This window comes from Luteococcus sp. H91, assembly GCF_038433135.1.
Lineage (GTDB): Bacteria > Actinomycetota > Actinomycetes > Propionibacteriales > Propionibacteriaceae > Luteococcus.
This window is the reverse complement of sequence record NZ_JBCDMV010000008.1, coordinates 165,999-185,124: the sequence shown is the minus strand read 5'-3', so window position 1 is coordinate 185,124 and position 19,126 is coordinate 165,999. Positions and strand designations below refer to the sequence as shown.

The 19,126-nt window shown below is 69.2% G+C and carries 17 protein-coding genes; 12 read left to right on the top strand and 5 right to left on the bottom strand.

The annotated features are described in order from the left end of the window. Position 1 precedes the first annotated feature (1 nt). From dnaJ to AAEX57_RS06095, 4 genes are read left to right on the top strand one after another with little or no spacing between them, the layout of a single operon-like run. Positions 2 to 1,189 carry a molecular chaperone DnaJ gene (gene dnaJ / locus AAEX57_RS06110; RefSeq protein WP_342091397.1) on the top strand — a complete coding sequence of 396 codons (1,188 nt, stop codon included), beginning with the start codon at positions 2 to 4 and terminating at the stop codon, positions 1,187 to 1,189. Next, on the top strand, positions 1,189 to 2,058 hold the full coding sequence (locus AAEX57_RS06105) for a 16S rRNA (uracil(1498)-N(3))-methyltransferase (RefSeq protein ID WP_342091398.1): 870 nt from the start codon (positions 1,189 to 1,191) through the stop codon (positions 2,056 to 2,058). Before dnaJ ends, AAEX57_RS06105 begins: the two co-directional genes overlap by 1 nt. Further along, positions 2,058 to 3,314: a tRNA guanosine(34) transglycosylase Tgt gene (gene tgt, locus AAEX57_RS06100; protein ID WP_342091399.1), complete on the top strand. Its 1,257-nt coding sequence runs from the start codon at positions 2,058 to 2,060 to the stop codon at positions 3,312 to 3,314. Before AAEX57_RS06105 ends, tgt begins: the two co-directional genes overlap by 1 nt. 19 nt (positions 3,315 to 3,333) lie before the next feature. Then, positions 3,334 to 4,278 (top strand): PAC2 family protein, encoded by a 945-nt coding sequence (locus AAEX57_RS06095; RefSeq protein WP_342091400.1) that lies wholly within the window; start codon positions 3,334 to 3,336, stop codon positions 4,276 to 4,278. Positions 4,279 to 4,315: 37 nt separating this feature from the next. On the opposite strand, the gene AAEX57_RS06090 is transcribed toward AAEX57_RS06095, so the two are convergent. Then, complete coding sequence (locus AAEX57_RS06090) at positions 4,316 to 4,630, bottom strand: hypothetical protein (protein WP_342091401.1); 315 nt, start codon at positions 4,628 to 4,630, stop codon at positions 4,316 to 4,318. 93 nt (positions 4,631 to 4,723) lie between these two features. Then, a complete protein-coding gene (locus AAEX57_RS06085; RefSeq protein WP_342091402.1) occupies positions 4,724 to 5,428 on the bottom strand; it encodes a GNAT family N-acetyltransferase in 705 nt (234 codons plus the stop codon). Between the two features lie 28 nt (positions 5,429 to 5,456). On the opposite strand from AAEX57_RS06085, the gene AAEX57_RS06080 reads away from it, so the two are divergent. Then, complete coding sequence (locus tag AAEX57_RS06080) at positions 5,457 to 6,488, top strand: nucleoside hydrolase (protein WP_342091403.1); 1,032 nt, start codon at positions 5,457 to 5,459, stop codon at positions 6,486 to 6,488. Here the strand turns inward: AAEX57_RS06080 and AAEX57_RS06075 are convergent. Then, positions 6,479 to 7,177 (bottom strand): queuosine precursor transporter, encoded by a 699-nt coding sequence (locus AAEX57_RS06075; RefSeq protein WP_342091404.1) that lies wholly within the window; start codon positions 7,175 to 7,177, stop codon positions 6,479 to 6,481. The two genes, AAEX57_RS06080 and AAEX57_RS06075, sit on opposite strands and share 10 nt — an antisense overlap. A gap of 73 nt (positions 7,178 to 7,250) precedes the next feature. After that, a complete protein-coding gene (locus AAEX57_RS06070) occupies positions 7,251 to 8,132 on the bottom strand; it encodes a polysaccharide deacetylase family protein (protein ID WP_342091405.1) in 882 nt (293 codons plus the stop codon). Between the two features lie 190 nt (positions 8,133 to 8,322). Between AAEX57_RS06070 and AAEX57_RS06065 the strand changes: the two genes are divergently transcribed. From AAEX57_RS06065 to AAEX57_RS06035, 7 genes are all read left to right on the top strand, one after another. Continuing rightward, positions 8,323 to 8,766, top strand: a complete 444-nt coding sequence (locus AAEX57_RS06065) for a DUF5709 domain-containing protein (RefSeq protein ID WP_342091406.1) — start codon at positions 8,323 to 8,325, stop codon at positions 8,764 to 8,766. 20 nt (positions 8,767 to 8,786) lie between these two features. Further along, complete coding sequence (pip, locus tag AAEX57_RS06060) at positions 8,787 to 9,776, top strand: prolyl aminopeptidase (protein ID WP_342091566.1); 990 nt, start codon at positions 8,787 to 8,789, stop codon at positions 9,774 to 9,776. Between the two features lie 123 nt (positions 9,777 to 9,899). Continuing rightward, positions 9,900 to 11,090, top strand: coding sequence for a hypothetical protein (locus AAEX57_RS06055; protein WP_342091407.1), 1,191 nt, complete (start codon positions 9,900 to 9,902; stop codon positions 11,088 to 11,090). 2 nt (positions 11,091 to 11,092) lie between these two features. Continuing rightward, on the top strand, positions 11,093 to 12,799 hold the full coding sequence (locus AAEX57_RS06050) for an ABC transporter ATP-binding protein (protein WP_342091408.1): 1,707 nt from the start codon (positions 11,093 to 11,095) through the stop codon (positions 12,797 to 12,799). Beyond that, positions 12,796 to 13,383 carry a hypothetical protein gene (locus AAEX57_RS06045; RefSeq protein ID WP_342091409.1) on the top strand — a complete coding sequence of 196 codons (588 nt, stop codon included), beginning with the start codon at positions 12,796 to 12,798 and terminating at the stop codon, positions 13,381 to 13,383. The genes AAEX57_RS06050 and AAEX57_RS06045 overlap by 4 nt, the downstream gene beginning before the upstream one ends. Further along, complete coding sequence (locus AAEX57_RS06040; protein ID WP_342091410.1) at positions 13,373 to 14,830, top strand: sensor histidine kinase; 1,458 nt, start codon at positions 13,373 to 13,375, stop codon at positions 14,828 to 14,830. The genes AAEX57_RS06045 and AAEX57_RS06040 overlap by 11 nt, the downstream gene beginning before the upstream one ends. Continuing rightward, the gene (locus AAEX57_RS06035) at positions 14,827 to 15,504 is read left to right on the top strand and encodes a response regulator transcription factor (RefSeq protein WP_342091411.1); all 678 of its coding nucleotides are present in this window, start codon (positions 14,827 to 14,829) and stop codon (positions 15,502 to 15,504) included. Before AAEX57_RS06040 ends, AAEX57_RS06035 begins: the two co-directional genes overlap by 4 nt. Here the strand turns inward: AAEX57_RS06035 and AAEX57_RS06030 are convergent. Beyond that, a complete protein-coding gene (locus tag AAEX57_RS06030; protein WP_342091412.1) occupies positions 15,477 to 18,869 on the bottom strand; it encodes a bifunctional proline dehydrogenase/L-glutamate gamma-semialdehyde dehydrogenase in 3,393 nt (1,130 codons plus the stop codon). The two genes, AAEX57_RS06035 and AAEX57_RS06030, sit on opposite strands and share 28 nt — an antisense overlap. Positions 18,870 to 19,126: the final 257 nt, after the last annotated feature.

The following is a 19,126-nucleotide window of genomic DNA, read 5'->3' as shown; positions in this document are numbered from 1 at the left end:
CATGAGTTCTGACTACTACGAGATTCTCGGCGTCGATCGTGATGCCACGCCCGAGCAGATCAAGAAGGCCTATCGCCGGATGGCGATGAAGATGCACCCCGACGTCAGCAATGAGCCCGACGCCGACGAGAAGTTCAAGCAGGTGCAGGAGGCCTATGAGGTGCTCTCCGATCCCCAGAAGAAGTCGATCTTCGACCGCGGCGGCGACCCGATGGGCGGTGGCTTCGGCGGCATGGGCGGTGGTGGCTTCGGTGGCTTCCCCGGTGGCGGTGGTTTCGGCGGTGGCTTCGACTTCACCAATCTGGTGGACGCGATGTTCGGCCAGCAGGCCCAGCGTGGCCCGCGTTCCCGGGTACGTCGCGGCCAGGATGCCCTTGTCCGGCAGAGCCTGACCCTGGCGGAGGCTGCCTTCGGTGTCACCAAGCCGTTGAACGTGGAGACCGCCGTGGTCTGCCCCAAGTGCACCGGCTCCGGTGCTGCCGAGGGTGCCGAGCCCGTCACCTGCGGCACCTGCAATGGCCATGGCGAGATCACCCAGATCCAGCGCTCCTTCCTGGGCGACATCCGCACCTCCCAGCCCTGCCCGAACTGCCGTGGCTACGGCAATGTGATCCCGCATCCCTGTGGAGAATGCTCCGGTGAGGGCCGGGTGCGCTCCAGCCGCACCCTGAACGTCAAGATCCCCGCCGGCGTCAGCACCGGCAACCGGATCCACCTGGAGAGCCAGGGCGAGGTCGGCCCCGGCGGCGGGCCCGCTGGCGACCTGTACGTCGAGCTGGTGGTGGCCAACCACGAGGTCTTCAAGCGCGACGGCGAGAACCTGGAGATGGTGCTGCGCGTGCCCATGACCGCCGCCGCTCTGGGCACCAAGCTGACCGTCGACACTCTGGAGGCCGAGCGGGAGGACAGCGAGGAGGCGGAGCGCACCTTGGAGGTGGAGATCCCGGCTGGCACCCAGAGCGGCACCCGGGTGGCCGTGACCGGGCGTGGCATCCCGCGCCTGCGTGGCAATGGCCGAGGCGATCTTGGGATCACCTTCGTCGTGCAGACCCCCACCAAGATCGACTCCCACCAGCGCGACCTGCTCCAGCAGCTGGCCGAGGCGCGCGGCGAGACGCAGGTGACCGCTCAGGTGCACAAGGGCAAGCAGGGCGTTTTCGACCGGCTCAAGGAAGCCTTCGGGGCCTGATGAGCGACGCGCTCTTCCTGACCGAGCTCGACGACGTCGTCGTGGGTGCCCGGGTTGCGGTCACCGGCGACGAGGGCCGCCATGCCGCCGTCGTGAAGCGGATCGAGCTGGGGGAGTCCGTCCTGCTGGCTGACGGGACCGGCCGGGCCGTGCGCGGGCCGGTGGTGGAGCTCTCCAAGCAGGGGATCATCGTCCAGGTGGCCGAACTGCTGGCCGCCACCCCGCAGCCCTACCGCTGGATCGGGGTGCAGGCGCTGGCCAAGGGAGACCGCTCCGACCTGGCCGTGGAAACCATGACCGAACTGGGCATCGACGAGGTGCTGGCCTGGCAGGCCAGCCGTTCGATCGTCCGCTGGAGTGCTGAGAAGAGCGTGAAGGGCCTTGTCAAATGGTCCTCGACGGCGCGTGAGGCCGCGAAGCAGTCCCGCCGCTTTCGCATCCCCGACGTGGGTTTTGTCAGCACCAAGCAGCTCGTCGCCCGGATCGAAGCGGCCGGGCTGGCGCTGGTACTGCACGAGGCGGCCACCCAGCACATCAGCGAGATTCGGCTGCCCAACCCAACCACGATCCCCGAGCAGGACCCAACCCCGAACCCCGAGCCTGTCGAGGGGCCCTCGCCTGCTGAAGGGACGGAGGTGCTGTTCATCATCGGCCCGGAGGGTGGGATCAGCCCCGAAGAGCTGGCCGCCTTCGAGGCCGCCGGCGCCCAGACCGTGCTGGTCAGCGACGGAGTGCTGCGCACGTCCACAGCGGGGGTGGTCGCGCTGGCCCAACTGCAGTTGCTGGCGAGGACGCAGCACCTGACCAAGGTCCCCGAGCAGTACCCAACCACGGTCCCCGAGCCCGTCGAGGGGGCGGAACAGAGCTGATGACTGACTTCTCCTTCACCCCGCGAACCGTGTTGGACAACGGGATTGGCCGCACCGGCACCATCCACACCCCGCACGGCGAGATCCAGACCCCGGCCTTCATCGCCGTCGGCACCAAGGCCACGGTCAAGGCCGTCCTGCCCGAATCCATCAAGGAACTCGGCGCCCAGGCGGTGCTGGCCAATGCCTACCACCTCTACCTGCAGCCCGGCAGCGACCTGATCGACGAGGCCGGTGGGTTGGGCCGTTTCATGAACTGGGGAGGCCCCACCTTCACCGATTCCGGCGGCTTCCAGGTGATGAGCCTGGGCTCCGGCTTCAAGAAGGTGATCGAGATGGACGCCAAACGCGCGGAGGCGGATCATGCCGTCGCTCCCGGCAAGGAGCGGCTGGCCCACGTCGACGACGACGGCGTGACGTTCAAGAGTCACCTGGACGGCTCGAAGCATCGTTTCACCCCGGAGGTGAGCATGCGGGTGCAGCACCAGATCGGTGCCGACATCATGTTCGCCTTCGACGAGCTGACCCACCTGCACAATTCCCGCGGCTACCAGGAGGAGGCGCTGGAGCGCACCCGTCGCTGGGCCGAACGCTGCCTGGCCGAGCATCGGCGGCTCACCGACGAGCGGGCCGGCAAGCCCTACCAGGCGCTCTTCGGTGTGATCCAGGGCGCCCAGTACGAGGATCTGCGGCGCAAGGCCTGCCGAGACCTGGGCTCGATGGAGATCGAGGGGCAGAGCTTCGATGGCTTCGGCTACGGCGGTGCGCTGGAGAAGGAGAACCTGGGCACCATCTGCGGCTGGATGAGCGAGGAGTTGCCCTTTGACAAGCCCCGTCACCTGTTGGGGATCAGCGAGCCGGATGACTTCTTCGCCGCCGTCGCGGCTGGCGCCGACACCTTCGACTGCGTCAATCCGTCGCGGGTGGCCCGCAATTCGGCCATCTACACCGCCGACGGGCGCTACAACCTGACCACCGCCCGCAACCGGCGTGCCTTCGTGCCACTGGAGGACGGCTGCGACTGCTACACCTGCCAGCACTACACCCGCGCCTACCTGCACCACTTGTTCAAGGCGAAGGAGATGCTGGCGTCCACGCTGGCCACCATCCACAATGAGCGCTTCACGGTGCGCCTGGTGGATTCGATCCGCCAGGCGATGGACGATGGTGACTTCGAGGCCTGTCGTGAGCACTTCCTCGGCCGCTTCTACGGGAATTCTGGGGCCCCTCGCGGCGTTGAGAACGCAACTGACTAGCTGCAATGGAGATGGTGTGATGAAGGACCCCCGGGAGCTCTACCAACTGTCGGGTGCGCCCAGCTATGGCGCACCGGCGCTGATTGCGCTGTCCGGTTTCATGGACGCCGGTCAGGCCGCGCAGATGGCCGCCCAGCACCTGGTGGATACCCGTCCCAGCCGGATCATCGCCCGCTTTGACGTCGACCAGCTGGTGGACCACCGCTCGCGCCGGCCGATCATCACCTTCGACAAGGACCACTACACCGACTACCAGCCGATGGAACTGGTGGTGCGGGTGGTCACCGACGACGCGGGCAAGGACTTCCTGCTGTTCACCGGCCCCGAGCCGGACTACCAGTGGGAGCGTTTCTGCGCCGCGGTGTCGATCCTGTTCGGGGAGCTGGGCACCACCCTGGCCGTCGGGCTGCACGGCATCCCCTGGGGCGCGCCGCACACCCGGCCGGTGGGGTTGACGGCGCACTCGGTGGATCCGTCGCTGATCACCGGCTATGCCGCGATGCATGACAAGATCCAGCTGCCCACCTCGGTGGAGGCGCTGCTGGAGGTGCGGCTGCCCGAGGCCCACATCCGCACCGTCGGTTTCTCCGTGCACGTGCCGCACTACCTGGCCGGCGCCGAGTTCCCGGCCGGATCGGTCCGCCTGCTGGATTCCGCTGCCGATGCCGCGGAGCTGGCCCTGGCCGTGCCGGATCTGCGCAGCGCCGCCGACGAGTACCTGCGTGAGATCGACGCGCTGGTGGCGCAGAACCCGGAGAATGCCGAGGCCATCGGCCAGATGGAGGCCGCCTATGACCAGGCGACCCAGGGCCGGGAGCTGAATGGGCCGGCGCCGCAGCCGGAGGTGGACGAATCCCAGCTGCCCAGCGGCGACGACCTGGCCGCCGAGTTCGAGCAGTACCTCAAGGATTCGGACAAGGGCGACGGCAAGGGCAAGGAAGGCGGCTTCGGCACCATCGGCTGATCCGCCGACCAGCGGCGGCTTGTCCGAGCGCGGACGGTCAGTGCTTCAGCGGGAGCACGTAGACCATCAGCACCGCGGCGGTGGCCACGGCCGCCAGCCCGACGAAGATCAGCCCGGCCGCCCAGACCATGCGGGTGTCGTGGTCCATCCGCTTGTCCTTCAGCGCGAAGGCGGCGCCGAAGAAGCCGGCCAGGACGGGCGCGATCATCGGCACCAGCGAATTGTGGTGCTGGATCAGGTGGAAGAAGGCCGTGATCGCCATCACGACGATGGCCAGGATCATCGCGATGATCGGGCCCCAGGGGCGCGCGCGGTGCTGCTTGATGGTGCTGGGCGCGGTGCTCGCGGTCATGCTGGCTCCTGATGCTGGTCGATGGCCGGCTACTGGTCGGTTGGCACGAAGCGTAGCGAGTCCCCCGCCGTCGTTGCGGCCGGGGTGGCGATTTCAACTGGCGGAAGCGGTGTCAATTCCGTGTTCGGCGGCCAGGGCGGCCACCAGTGAGGACGATGCGTGTGCGCCGTCGCTCTCGGCCTTCGCCATCGCCATCCCCACGGCCCGCAGGCGCTCCAACTGCTCCCGGTCGGCGGCCTTCAGCGCGGTGGCCTGCAGACCGTGCAGTCGAGTCCGGACGTCGACGAAGCCGTCGAGCCATTCGGGCATCGTGACCCGGTAGTGCACGACGTCCGCCGCGCCGTCACCCACCAGCCCCATGCCCAGCTTGGTCATCACCCGACGTGAGGCCAGGTTCTCCCGCCGGGTCTCGGCGACGACGCTGGCCGCACCGAGCTGGGCAAAGGCGGCCTCCAGCAGGGCCTCGCTGCCCTCCGTCGCCAGCCCCTTGCCCCAGAAGTCGGGCCGTAGCCGGTAGCCAAGTTCGGGATTGAAGATGTCACCCTCGGGCCCGGGCCGCAAGTGGAACCAGCCGACGAAGGTGCCGTGGCTGACGCTTCGCGCGGTGAGGAAGCCGTAGTCATGGTGCAGTTGGCTGATGGCCAAACAGCGCCGGATCGCGTCGGCCTTCTCCTCGCGGGAGCGGGGCGAGCCGGGCAGGTGGTCCAGCACGCCGGGCTGGCGGTCCAGCTCCGTCCAGTCGTCGACGTCCGCCAGGGTGACCGGCTCCAGCAACAGCCGGGGAGTACGCAGCTTCATGGCGCCATTGTGCTGCAAGACTGTCGGCGTGAAGATCATCGCCGACGTGGACACCGGAATCGACGACGCCTGCGCGCTGCTCTATCTCTGCGGCGCCGCCGACACCGAACTGCTCGCCGTCACCACCACCAGCGGCAACACCACCGCCCACCAGTCGGCGCTGAACTCGCTGGCGGTCCTGGAGATTGCCGGGCGGCCCGAGGTGGAGGTGGCGGTAGGACGGACGGAGCCGCTGGTGCGACCCCTGGTCACCACCCCGGAGACCCACGGCCCGGGCGGCATCGGATATGCGGAGCTGCCGGACCTCACCGACAGGCTCTCCACACGCCCGTGGCTGGAGGTCTGGCGCGAGCACCTTGAGGCCCACCCGGGAGAGGTGACCCTGCTGGTCACCGGCCCGTTGACCAACCTCGCCGTCGCGCTGGAGGCCATCCCGGAACTGCCGGAACTGGTTGGGCGGATCGTGGTGATGGGTGGCTGCTTCTGGCACCTGGGCAACACGACGCCGACGGCGGAATGGAATTTCTGGTGCGATCCGGACGCCGCCAAGCGGGTCTTCCACGCCTTCGAGGGAATGGCGGCCGACCGTTTGCCCATCCTGTGCAGCACCGACATGACCGAGCGGATCGAGTACACCCCGGGTTTGCTGGATGCGCTGCTGGTGCGCTGCGGTGCCCGTCCGGTGCATTACGACCTGGACCGGATCCGGGTCTCGCACGCCGAGGCGAAGACCGGAGAACCGGTGCTGGACCTGCTGGCCGACGCGCTGCGTTTCTACTTCGAATTCCATCACGACTACGAGCAGGGCTATGTCGCCCACCTGCACGACCTGTTCGCGGCCCAGGTGGCGGCGGGTCACGCCAGGCACGCGTCGATCGCGAGCGTGGTGGACGTCGAGGCCGACTCCGAGCTGCTACGCGGCACCTCGGTGCGCGACGACCGGGGCATCTGGGGCCGTCGGCCGACCGCCCGGGTGGTGGTGGACAACGATCCAGACAAGGCCTTCGCCGAATTCGCCCGCGCGATGCAGCGCCTCAGCGAGGCGCCGGATCAGCGATAGGTGGGCTCGGCCCGCTTGAGTCGCTTGATGATCTGCAGCGTGACGGGCACGACGCAGACCTCCACCAGGCACTTGTAGACGTAGCCTGTGACCGTGTAGTTGGTCAGTTCGTTGAGGCTGATGGTGCCCGCGAAGGCGATGGTGCAGAAGATCAGCGTGTCGAAGAACTCACCGGCCAGGGTGGAGGTGATCAACCGCACCGCCACCCGGCGATCCTGGCTGCGCGCCTTCATCCGGACCACGACGATCGAGTTCAGGAACTGCCCGGCAAGGTAGCCGACCAGCCCGGCGATGGTGATCCGCGTGACCGGCGCCAGGACACCGTCCCAGGCCTCGAAACCGGGAACCGGGTTGGTCAGGGAGACCACCCAGTAGGTGACGGCGGCCAGGAAGGTCATCGCGAAGCCGGTCCAGATGGCCCGCTTGGCGCGCCGCCAGCCATAGACCTCGGTCATGATGTCGCCAACCACATAGCTGAGCGGAAAGAGGAAGGCACCGCCGTCGAAGATCAGCGGCCCGCCGCCATGGAACCAGTCACTGACCAGGGGAATTCGTGGCCCCTCGAAGAGCTTGGTCGCAGTGACGCCGGAGATCAGCAGCAGGCCGACGAAGACGGCCACGACGATGTCGTAGTAGCTGCGCGGCACCTCGGCGTACTTGGCGGTGGGGGCTTCGGGGGTGCTGGTCACGGCGCACCATCAAACCACCTCAACCCCTCAGCGGGTGAATCTGCACTGTGAGGGGCCTCGACAGGGCCCGAACTCAGAGCACCTCGGAGAGCGTCGCGAATGTGATCCCCTTGGCGATCATCCGGGGGATGACCTGGGCCATGCCCTCGGCGGTGGAGCGCTTGGGCTGGTTCATGTGGCCGATCACGATGTCACCCGCCTTGGTGGGCGCGGTCTCCTGCAGGATCTGGCCGATCGTGAAGGTGGTACCCGCGTCGCCGTTGATGCTGAAGTTCACCGGCAGCATGCCCAGGTCGCGGACGATCCTGACGGCCACCTCGTCGTAGTGCGCGGTGCCGGAACGAAAGAAGCGCGGGCGTTTGCCGGTGAGCTTGGTGAGGGCCTCCATACTGCCCATCACCTCGTCGTAGACCTCACCGGCATTGTGGGTGCCCTGCTCGGCATAGCCCTTGCGGCCACTGACCGAGAGCGGTAGGTGCGTGGTGCCGTGGTTCTGGATGTCGAAGAGGGGGTCGGCGGCAATCTGCGCTGCGATCTTGGGGTTGGCGTCAATCCAGCGCTTGTTCCAGAACAGCGTGGTCTTGACCTTGTGCTTGCGCAGCAGGTTGATCAAGTCCATGTCCACCTTGTGACCGTAGGGCCCGCCGCAGGCGTCGAAAGTGAGGCAGACGTGCCTGGACTTCTGCCGCAGCACCACGCCGGTGGGTTCGAGCCCCCACTCGCGCGGCGCGACCTTGCCGTACGTCACGACGATCTGCGCCCGGGTGGGCCACTGCGCGGTGGGAGTGGGCGTCGGGCTCGGCGTCGTGGTGATCGACGGCTTCGGGGTGTCCAGCGTGACGACGGGGGTGGCGGTGGGGGAGGTGGCGGCTGTCTGCTGACTGCAGCCGGTGCCCAGCAGCGCCACGCCACCGAGCAACAGACCACGACGACCGACGGTGGGCAGAGTGTTCATGGCAGACATCTCATCACCCCGTCGGGTCCCGCATGGACGCGGGGCCGAAGCGGTCCGTCGGGCAGCATGCCCACAACCGCCGTGGTGTCATCCTACTCGTCCTGGCAAGCTCTGGAAAGAGTCGTGAAATGCGCTCCTACTAGGGGTGTGACTACCTGACAGCGGGCCGATTCAGTGCCATGATCGAGCCATGGCAGACGATGTTGAGATCCCGGACGAGTCGGAACAGCTCGACCAGCTGCAGGCCGACGACACACTCGTTGATCGCGGGGTGGACGACGTCCTCGACGAGGGCTACACCACCCCCGAGAACTGGTCGCCCGCGCAGGGCTTCGGCAACACCGCTGCCGAGATGCGCGAGGGCGAGACCCTGGAGCAGCGGATGAAGCAGGAGATCCCCGACCCGGACCCGGACAAGCCTGTGGAGAAGTGGAATCCTGACGGCGAGAAGCGGGAGGTGGGCTCCAAGCGGGCCGGCCGACTGGTCGACGTCGGTAATGGCGGGGTCTACGCCGACCACGAGAGCGAATCGGTGGCCCAGGAGGTCGGGATCGACGGCGGTGCCGCTCCGGCCGAGGAGGCCGCGGTGCACGTGATCGACCCCACCGAAGACGTCGACGACGAGGACGAGTGACGGTGCCACAGCAGCGCAGCATGCCCGACGTCCGCGTCGGTGCCCAGGTCAGCCCGGAACGCACCCTGTACCCGCCGATCGAGCCCTACGACACCGGGATGCTGGATGTCGGCGACGGCAACCGGATCTACTACGAGCAGTCCGGCAGCCCCGACGGCAAGCCGGCGGTCTTCCTGCACGGCGGGCCGGGCGGCGGTGGCGGGACGGACCGGCGACGCTTCTTCAACCCGGAGCGCTACCGGATCATCTGCCTGGACCAACGCAACTGCGGCCAGTCGACGCCGAACGCCGCCGACGGTGCGGACCTGTCCAGCAACACCACCTGGCACCTGGTGGCCGATCTGGAAAGGCTGCGCGAACACCTGGGCATCGAGCGCTGGCTGGTCTTCGGTGGCTCCTGGGGCAGCACCCTGGCGCTGGCCTATGCCGAGACCCACCCCGACCGGGTGACGGAGATGGTGCTGCGCGGCATCTTCACCCTGCGCCGCGAGGAACTGGACTGGTACTACAACGACGGCGCAAGCCACGTCTTCCCGCACCGCTGGGAGCTGTTCTGCCAGCCGCTGATCGACGCGGGTTTCGACCTGTCCCAGAACAAGATGGTGGGCTACCACCGGCTGCTCTTCGGCGACGACCAGGCGGTGGCGCAACGGGCAGCGGAGGCGTGGACGCACTGGGAGGCGTCGACCAGCTACCTGATGTTCAAGGATTCGGCGCTGGAGGACACCCCGGCCGAGCAGCTCACCTTCGCTCGGATCGAGAACCACTACTTCGTCAACGGTGGCTTCCTGCGGGAGGGCCAGCTGATCGACGAGGTGGACCGCATTCGGCACATTCCGTGCGTGATCGTGCAAGGCCGCTACGACATGTGCTGCCCGGCAGCCACTGCGCATGACCTGGCTGCGGCCTGGCCGGAGGCCGACCTGCACATCGTGCTGGCCGGGCACTCCGCCTTCGAGCCCAACATCGCCGCGGAACTGGTCAAGGCCACCGACCGCTTCGCCGGCTGAGCGAGGCACCCGTTCGATCCCAAGATGAGGAAAAGCTCATCTTGGCATCATCGACCGGTCACGAGCCGCCCCTAGCGTCGTGGACGTCAACGCAGCAGCGTCCACGACGACAGGAGCACCCCCATGACCGCCACCTACCTTGCCGCCAGCTCTACCGCGGGCCTTCGCCTCACCGAGAACACGCCGACCACCCCCACGGTGGAGAACCTCGCCCTGCCCGCGGAGGGGACCACCCGGCAGAGCACCGCCCTGCCGCGCACCCGGCTGCGTCGAGCCAAGATGGCCTACACCACGCGCTTCTTCGCCGAACAGCTGGAGCACGATGCCGACGGGCACGAGTTGGTCCGCGGGCCGGACGTGACGCCCCGGGCGGGTGACCTGGTGCTGGCCAAGGTGCTGGAGATCGGCAAGCACGCGCGGCTGGAGAGCCCGCACAGCCGGCGCCAAGTTCTCTTTCCCGGTGATGAGATCGTCGTCGCCTACGGCCATCGCTACGCCCCGGACCAGTTCGAGGCGGAGGTGCCGGAAGACCTGCAGGTGACCAATCTGGTGGCCGCCGGGGGGCTGGCCGGGCGGGTCACCGCGCAACACGCCAGCATCGACAAGGCGACGGTGATCGAGCCGCTCGGCCTGATTGCCTGCGACGGGGTGGTGCTGAACCTGGCCGGCCTGGCACCACACCACGTCCAGCGCCACCCCAACCGACGCCCCGGCAGACGCCCCCGGCTGGTCACGGTGCTGGGCACCTCGATGAACTCCGGCAAGTCCACCACGTTGGCCTGCTTGATCAACGGCCTGACCGCGGCCGGGCTGAGCGTGGCCGCGGGCAAGGCCACGGGTACCGGTGCGGGCGGTGACCCGAGGATGTTCGCCGATGCCGGGTCCGGCACCGTGCTGGACTTCACCGACTTTGGTCACGGCTGCACCTACCGGCTTGGCTATGCGGATCTCAAGGCCCTGGTGCTGTCGGTGATGGCCGCCCTGTCCAATGCCGACACCGACGTGGTGGTGCTGGAGATCGCCGATGGCATCTACCAGGGAGAGACCTCGCGGTTGATCGCCGACCCCGAGGTGCAGGCCTGGATCGACACGCTGGTCTTCGCGGCCGGAGACGCCCTGGGAGCCACCAAGGGCGTCGACCTGCTGGCCGAGCACGGGTTGCAGGTGGCCGCGGTCAGCGGCGTCGTCACCGCCTCCCCGCTCGCCTCCCGGGAGGCCGACGCGGTGCTGCCGGTAAGTCTGGTGCCCACCTACGATCTGACCGCCCCCGAGGTGGCGTGCGAGGTGCTGGGCCACGACGCGCGCCGGGTGTGACCGTGCTGCCCAGGCTGTGGCGGGGTGGGCGGCGTGGCTTGCTGGTGGGGCTGGCCCTGGCCGGGCTCGGGCAGGCGGCCGCCGCCACCCTCACCGCGCTGCTCACCCCGAGGCTGTTGACGGTCGCGGAACGGTCCCAGCAGGTGCAGGTGGCACTGCTGCTGATGGTCACCGCAGCCGGGGTCGGGGGGCTGCGGGTGCTGGAACGGGTGCTGGGCGAGCGACTCGGCCAGGACTACGTGCACGAGATCAGGATGCACCTGGTGCGGGCCGCGCTGGTCGGGCGCGGCCCCTCGGTGGGGGTGACCATTGCCCGCACCACCAATGACCTGACCTCGGTGCGCAACTGGGTGGTCTTGGGGATCGTCCCGCTGCTGGTCGGCATCCCGATGCTGATCGGCTCCCTGATGGCGCTCCTGGTGCTCTCGCCTGTGTTGGCCGCCGCGGTGGCGGTGCCCGTGGTGGCCCTCGGCGCCGTGCTGGTGGGCCTGGCCCCGGCTGTGCGACGGCGGGTTGCCGCGCTGCGCAAGAAGCGCGGCACCCTGGCCGGGGTGATCACCGACACTGTGCAGGCCGGGCAGTCGATCGTCGTCGCCGGTGGCCTGGAGCGGGAGATCCGCCGGCTGGCCGACGACAGCCGAGAGGTGGGGCGTCGGGCGGTCTCGCGAGCCGTGCTGTCCGGCTGGCTGCGCGGCGCCGCGGCCAGCATGGCCACCATCGCGATGGTGGCAGTGGGGGCGTCCGGCGCCCTGGCGGGGGTGGATGCCGCCACCATTGCCGCGGCCTTCATCATCGTCGGGATGATGGCCACGCCTGTCACGGATCTGGGCCGGGTGAGTGAGTACCGGCAGTCCTTCCGCGTGGCGGAGCAGATCCTCGGGCCGGAGGTGGCGCGCTCCCGGGAGCACCGTCGCCGGAGCCGACACCACCGTCGGCAGGTACAGGGGGCACGTCCCCGGGATGGCGACGGCACGGTGCACCTGGCCGACCTGACCCTGGCGGGGCAGCCCATCCCGGAGCTGGTGGCCATGCCCGGTGAGGTGGTGGTGCCCAGCAGCGCGGATCCGGCCAAGCTGCGGGCACTGGTGGATGCGCTGATCTTCCCGGAGATGACCCCGTCGGCCTGGCTCCAGGTGGCCGGGGCCGACCTCACCCGGCTGACGCCGGTGGAACGGCGCGGGCTGGTCTCCTATGCCACCCCCGGGCTCCCGGTGGAGCGGGGCACCCTGGCCCGCGCGGTGCGCTACCGAGCACCGGAATGCGAGCAGCCGGTGACGCCGGTGCTGCAGGAGGTGGGTCTGGCCGACCAAGTGTCCGCACTGGACAAGGGGGAACGCACCATGCTGCGTCGGGGCGGCGAACCGCTCAGTCTGGAGCAGCGCGCCCGGCTGCAGGTGGCTCGGGCGTGGTATGCCGAGCCGTCGCTGATGGTGCTGGACGGAATCGACGCACTGTTGGATGCCGAGGGACGCGAACTCCTGGCCGCAGGCATTCGTCGTCGTCGGGGCGTGACCCTGCTGCTGAGCGAACGCGCCGAGCAGCTGTGCCCCAAGCATCGGGTGTGGGATCTGGACGGCGACCCGGCCCGGCCCGCGTTGCCACCCGTGAAGAACCAGGTCGTCGAGAAGCAGGGTGTCGAAAACCAGGTCGTCGAGAACCGTGTGGAGAGCGGTCTTGGGCAGAGCAGCGAAGGGGTGCATGCGCGATGAAGAACAGATGGCGCTATCTGGCGGCGATGATCGGCGTGGGCCTGGTGCTGGTGCTGCTGGCCCAGGCCCTGGTGCAGCGTCCCGGCGGTCCGGAGGTGGAGCAGGAGTTGGTCCAGCTGCCGGCCTCCCCGGCCTCGTCGAGCGCAGCTGCCAACCAGGCCAGTCGCGCAGCAGCCCAGGCCAGCAGCGCGGCGGTTGCCTCGGCGTCGGCCAGTCGCTCTGTGGAGGCACGGGTCCGGGCCCAGGCCTCCGCGCAGGCCAAGGCGCGGGCCGCAGCGTCGGCGCAGGCCAAGGCGCGGGCCGCAGCGTCGGCGCAGGCCAAGGCAGAGGCCTCGGCGAAAGCCCGGTCTGAGGCGTCGACAAAGGCGAAGGCCACTCAACCCGCCGCGAAGGCGCAGGCCACCCAGCCCGCAACCCGAAAGACCACCAGGGGCACCATCACCCGGGTACCGGCGCCGGTACGCACCAGAACCCAGACGCAGCCGCCACCGGTCTGGCAGGGTGGGGACGACGATGACCGGGACGAAGCCGACGACGATGACCGCGGCGACGACGAGGACGACCAGGACGACGATGACGATTGAGGGTGGGGGCCAGTCCGGCCGATGGCGGATCGTCGGCTGGATGCTGGCCACCCTGGCGCTTGCCCTGGCGATCGTCGTGATCGTGGTGCGCAGCGTCTTGCTGGGGCAGGTGGCCGAGCTGGCCAACCGGGACGTCTCCCAGGAGCTGCAGGAGTTCACCAGCTTCGTCGAGGAGGGGGTTGATCCGGAGACGGGCAAGCCCTTTGCCAGCACCCAGCGACTCTTCCAGGTGTACCTGAGCCGACAGCAGGCGGGCTCGCATGAACTGATGGTCGGTTGGCTGGGGACCGGTGCCACCAGCCTGGAGGTGCGTGGTCCGCAGGCGCCCTCGCCGGATGAGTATGACCTGGCCCGGGATCCGGAGTTGATCGCCGAGCTTGCCCGCACCAGTTCCGGGGTGCACCAGACGCCGATGGGTGAGTTGCGCTGGGGACGCTCGGTGGTGACCACCGGCTCCGGTGCACCGGATGCCCTGGTGGTGGGGGTGTTCACCAGGGTGCCGGAGGAACAGGCCCACGACGCCATTCGCACCCTGACCCTGGTCTCGCTGGGTTCGCTGGCCCTGGCGGGGCTGTTGAGCTGGGTGGTGGCGGGCCAGATCCTGCGTCCGGTACGGCTGGTGCGGCAGGCCGCCGCCGAGATCACCGAACGGGACCTGACCCGTCGGATCCCGGTCGGTGGCCGCGACGACATCTCCGGTCTGGCGGCCACCTTCAACCAGATGCTGGACCGGCTGGAGGATGCCTTCGCCGCCGAACAGCGCTTCGTGGATGACGCCGGGCACGAGCTGCGCACCCCGATCACCGTGATTCGCGGCCATCTGGAATTGATGGGCGATGACCCGGTGGAGCGGCAGCAGACCATCGCACTGGTCACCCAGGAGCTGGATCGGATGGCCCGGATCGTGACTGACCTGCTGGCCCTGGCCAAGGCGGACCGGCCGGACTTCGTCGAGCTCGATGAGTTGGTGGATCTGACCCAGCTCACCCTTGACCTCGACGCCAAGGTCCAGACGCTGGCCAACCGTCGCTGGCAGTTGCGTCACATTGCCGAGGGCAGTGCCGTCGTCGACGTGCAGCGAATCACCCAGGCCGTATTGCAACTGGCGCACAACGCGGTGCAGCACACCCGCGACGGCGACGTGATCAGCCTGATGAGTCGCTTCGTCGATGACGAGGACGGCCAGCGGGTCCTGCAGATCTCCGTGACCGATTCCGGGCCCGGGGTCGCGCCGCAGGATCGGGAACGGATCTTTGAACGCTTTGCCCACGGCACCCCTGCCGACGGTTCCCGGCATGGCGGTGCCGGGCTGGGGCTGCCAATCGTCAAGGCCATCGCGGAGGCCCACCACGGACTGGTCCAGCTCGACAGCCCGCCCGGGCAGGGCGCCACCTTCACCCTGGTGATTCCCGTCGCCGCCACCAGCACAGCAAAGGAAACCGGATGAGCACCATCCTGATCGCCGAGGACACCGCCAGCATCGCCGCCTTCGTCGAGAAGGGGCTGCGGGCCGCCGGGTACCAGACCGCGACCACGGGCGACGGCCCCACGGCGCTGGTCCTGGCCGGAAGCGGCGGTTTCGACCTGATGATCCTGGATCTGGGGCTCCCGGGGATGGACGGCTTCGAGGTGCTGCGTCAGCTGCGCGCCAAGGGGAGCACCCTGCCGGTGGTCATCCTGACGGCCCGGGATTCGGTCACCGACACGGTGCACGGTCTGGAGGGCGGCGCCAATGACTACGTGACCAAGCCCTTCCAGTTCGCCGAGCTGCTGGCGCGGGTGCGGCTCCGGCTGGCCGAACCGGCCAGTCGACCAAGCCTGATCTCCGAGCTCTCCGCAGGCGGCATCCGGCTGGACCTGCTGACCCGCCGGGCCCAGGTGGACGGCGGCACCCCGGTGGACCTGACCTCGCGCGAGTACCGCCTGCTGGAGGTCTTGCTGAACCATCCCGGGCAGGTGCTCAGCCGGGAGCAGCTGCTCGGGATGGTGTGGGAAATGGACTTTGACCCCAGCTCCAATGTGGTGGACGTTCTGGTCCGGTCATTGCGCGGCAAGGTCGGAGCGGAGCGGATCGAGACCGTCCGCGGAATGGGTTACCGGCTGCGTGACGGCGGCAGGTGACCGAAGCGGTGCAGCGTGTGGCTGATCGCCTGTTCCCGCAGGAAGGCGAGCAGTTCCCGACGGCCGCTGGCCAGCACCGGGCCGGTGAGCAGTGCCACCGATGGCGACGTCACCCGTAGCCCGGCCGGATCACCCAGCACCCGCACCCGGGCGTCGGCCTCCTGCTGAACCCGGGTGCTGAACCCTTCGGCACCCTCGCTGGTGACCGGATGACCGGCCACCACCTGCGGCAGCCCGACCGCCGGATCGGCGCTGATCTGCACCGGAACCCCCGTCAGTGGGGCGGCCAGCAGGAGTCGCGCCAGATCTGCCGGGCGAGCGTCGGCCTGGACCCGGAGCCACAGCAGCGGCAGCGGCCGGTAGCGGAATTCGTTGCGTTCGCAACGCAAACCACTCGGATCGTGCCCGGGCAGGAATTCCGCCGCCCAGCAGGCGGCGTCACTGCCCGCCGCCACCTGCAGCCAGGCCCGGTCGTCAGCGCCCAGCCGAAGCTCGGCGACCAGCGCCTGCAGCTCCCGGGAGATCTCGGGTGCCGGTGCGGTGCGGAAGTGGGGCAGGCCGTCGGCCTCCCAGGCTCCCAACTGCGCGACGTAGTTGGGCCCGCCCGCCTTGGCGCCGGGGCCGACGCCAGAGGCCTTCCAGCCGCCGAAGCTCTGCCGCTGCACGATGGCACCGGTGATGTGTCGGTTGACATAGCCATTGCCTACCTCCGCCCGTTCCAGCCAACGCTCCACCTCGGCCTCGTCCAGGCTGTGGATGCCGCCGGTCAGGCCATAGGCGGTGTCGTTCTGCCAGGTGATCGCCTCGTCCAGGCTGGCGGCGTGCATCAGGCCCAGCACCGGCCCGAAGACCTCGGTGCGGTGGAAGAAGCTGCCGGGCCGCACCCCGTCCTTCAGCCCGGGCGACCACAGCCGGCCCTCATCGTCCAGCTGCCGCGGTTCCACCAACCAGCTCTCGCCCGGCTCCAGCGTGGTCAGCGCGCGTCGCAGCTTGTCCGACGGCGGTTCGATCAGCGGCCCCATCCCGGTGCCCAGATCCGACGGCCAGCCCACCCGCAGCGAACGCACCGCATCCACCAGCTGGTTGCGCAGCCGGGCCGAGTCATTGGCCGATCCCACCAGGATGCCCAGCGAGGCCGCCGAGCACTTCTGTCCGGCATGCCCGAAGGCGGAACGCACCAGATCCGCCACCGCCAGGTCGTAGTCGGCGCTGGGAGTGATGATCAGCGCATTCTTGCCCGACGTCTCGCCGTAGACCCGGGCACCGCGGGGTCGGTCTGCGCGCCAGCCGGTGAACAGTTCCGCGGTGGCGGTGGCGCCCGTCAGCAGCACCGTGTCCACGTTGCGATGCTGGATCAGCGCCCGGCCCACCTCGTCCTCGCCGGTGCGTACCACCTGCAGCAGCTCCCGCGGAATCCCCGCCTGCCACAGGGCGTCGACGGCCACCTCCACGCACCGCGGGGTCTGCGGCGCGGGCTTGATCACCACGGCGCTGCCGGCAGCCAGCGCGGCCAGCACCCCACCGATCGGGATGGCGACGGGGAAGTTCCACGGGGGAGTGACCAGCACCACCCGATCCGGGGTGAAGCGTGCGCCATCGGCCATCAGCCCGTTGGCCAGTGCCTCGGCGGAATCCGCGTAGTAGCGGGCAAAGTCGATCGCCTCACTGATCTCCGGATCAGCCTCGGCAACGGTCTTGCCGGCCTCATGCGCCATCACGGTGAGGAGCTCACCCCGTCGAGCCTGCAGGGCGCGGGCGGCGTCGCGCAGCAGCCCGGCGCGTTCGGTGACCGGCCGGGCGGCCCAGCCTTCCTGCGCCGCGACCGCCCGGGTCACCACCTCGTCCACCGCAGCCGAAGCCGCCAGCCACGGGCTGGTGGGTTCGCCCAGCGGCCGGGCCAGAGCATCCCGGGCCCACGCGCGGCTGGCGGCCAGCGCCGGGTCGGAGTCGGCGGTGTTGCCGAACTCGTCACCGATCACCTCCGGCTCGGGGCTGCGGCGCGGCCCGGTCGGATTGGAGTCAATCGCCGCCACCGAATCCCGGAAGCGCTGCTCCTGGTCCGGCATCGCGGATTCGTCGGTGGTGAAGAAGGCGTGCAGGAAGTTCTGCGGTGCGGCATTCTCCTCCAATCGGCGCACCAGATAGCTGACGGCGACGTCGAAGTCCTTGGGTGCCACCACCGGCGTGTAGAGGATCACGGTGCCGACGGTGTCGCGCACCGCCCGGGCCTGCGACGGGCTCATGCCCTGCAGCATCTCCACGTCCATCCGGTCCGTGGCCTCCAGGCGCTTCGCCAGCAGGTGGGCGAAGGCGACGTCGTACAGGTTGTGGCTGGCGACGCCGATCCGCAGCGCCCCGGCGGCGTCGTCGGCCAGCGCCCGGCTGACCAGCTTCAGGTAGTTGGCGTCCACCTGCGGCTTGTTCGGGTAGGGGGCCAGCTGCCAGCCGTGCAGTTCGGCATCGACGACCTCCATCGCCAGGTTGGCGCCCTTGACCAGCCGCACCTTGATGGGTGCGCCGCCGGCCGCGACGCGCTGCCGGGCGAAGGCCAGCAATTCCTCCAGCGCGGCCAGGGTGTCGGGCAGATAGGCCTGCAGCACGATACCCGCCTCCAGCTGGGCGAACTCCGGTTCGCTCAGCAGCCGGGTGAAGACGGCGATGGTCAGGTCCAGGTCTCGGTACTCCTCCATGTCCAGGTTGACGAAGGCGTGCGGGGTGCGGGCCAGGGCCGCGCGGTAGAGCGGCCGCAGCCGTTCCAGGCAGCGCTCCACGGTGCCATCCAGGTCCCAGGTGCTGATCTGGCTGACCAGCGAGCTGACCTTGATGGAGACGTAGTCGACGTCGGGGCGCTGCAGCAGGGCCAGGGTGCGCTCGGCGCGGGACTGCGCCTCGGCCTCGCCCAGCACCGCCTCGCCCAGCAGGTTGATGTTGAGCCGGAAACCCTCGGCGCGGGAGGCTGCCAGGTGCTTGGCCAGCACCGGGTCCTGGGCGTCCACCACCAGGTGCCCGACCAACTGCCGTAGACGTTTGCGGGCGACGGGTACCACCACCTGCGGGGAGACCCGCGCGGCCAGTGCCCCGGCGCCCAGCAGCGAGCGGTCGGTGCGGCCCAGGAAGCCGGCGGCATCGGCGGCGGAGATCCCGGCCAGTTCCTTGGCGGCGACACGCACGTCCTCGGGCCGGGCCACCCGGTCGACGAAGCGCACGGCGAGCTCCAGCCCGGCGGCGTCCTGCACCAGCGCGGCCAGCTGGCCGGTGGTGGCGGCCTCGGCCCTGGTCTGGCCCTCGGCGGTGGCTTTGGCCCACTGATCGGCCAGCGTGATGGCGGGCACTACCAGGGACGACAGGTCAACACGATCACTCATGACTACTCCTGCGGTGTGATGCTGCGCGGTGCTCGGACGTCGTCGTCCGAGGATGTTGCCCACTGTAGAAGCAGGCTCCGACAAATTTCAGGCGCTTGGTGGGTTTGGCGAAAGATCAATCGGTTGCGGAGCCGGTTCAGGTGCCGCATAGACTTGTGGATGCTGCCGCAGCGGCAGCCCCACGTCCTTGGAGGAATCCTGACCAGTCCCGAGTTTGCCCCGCGTGAGTCCCGCGAGATCTCCAGGCAGAGCGCCAC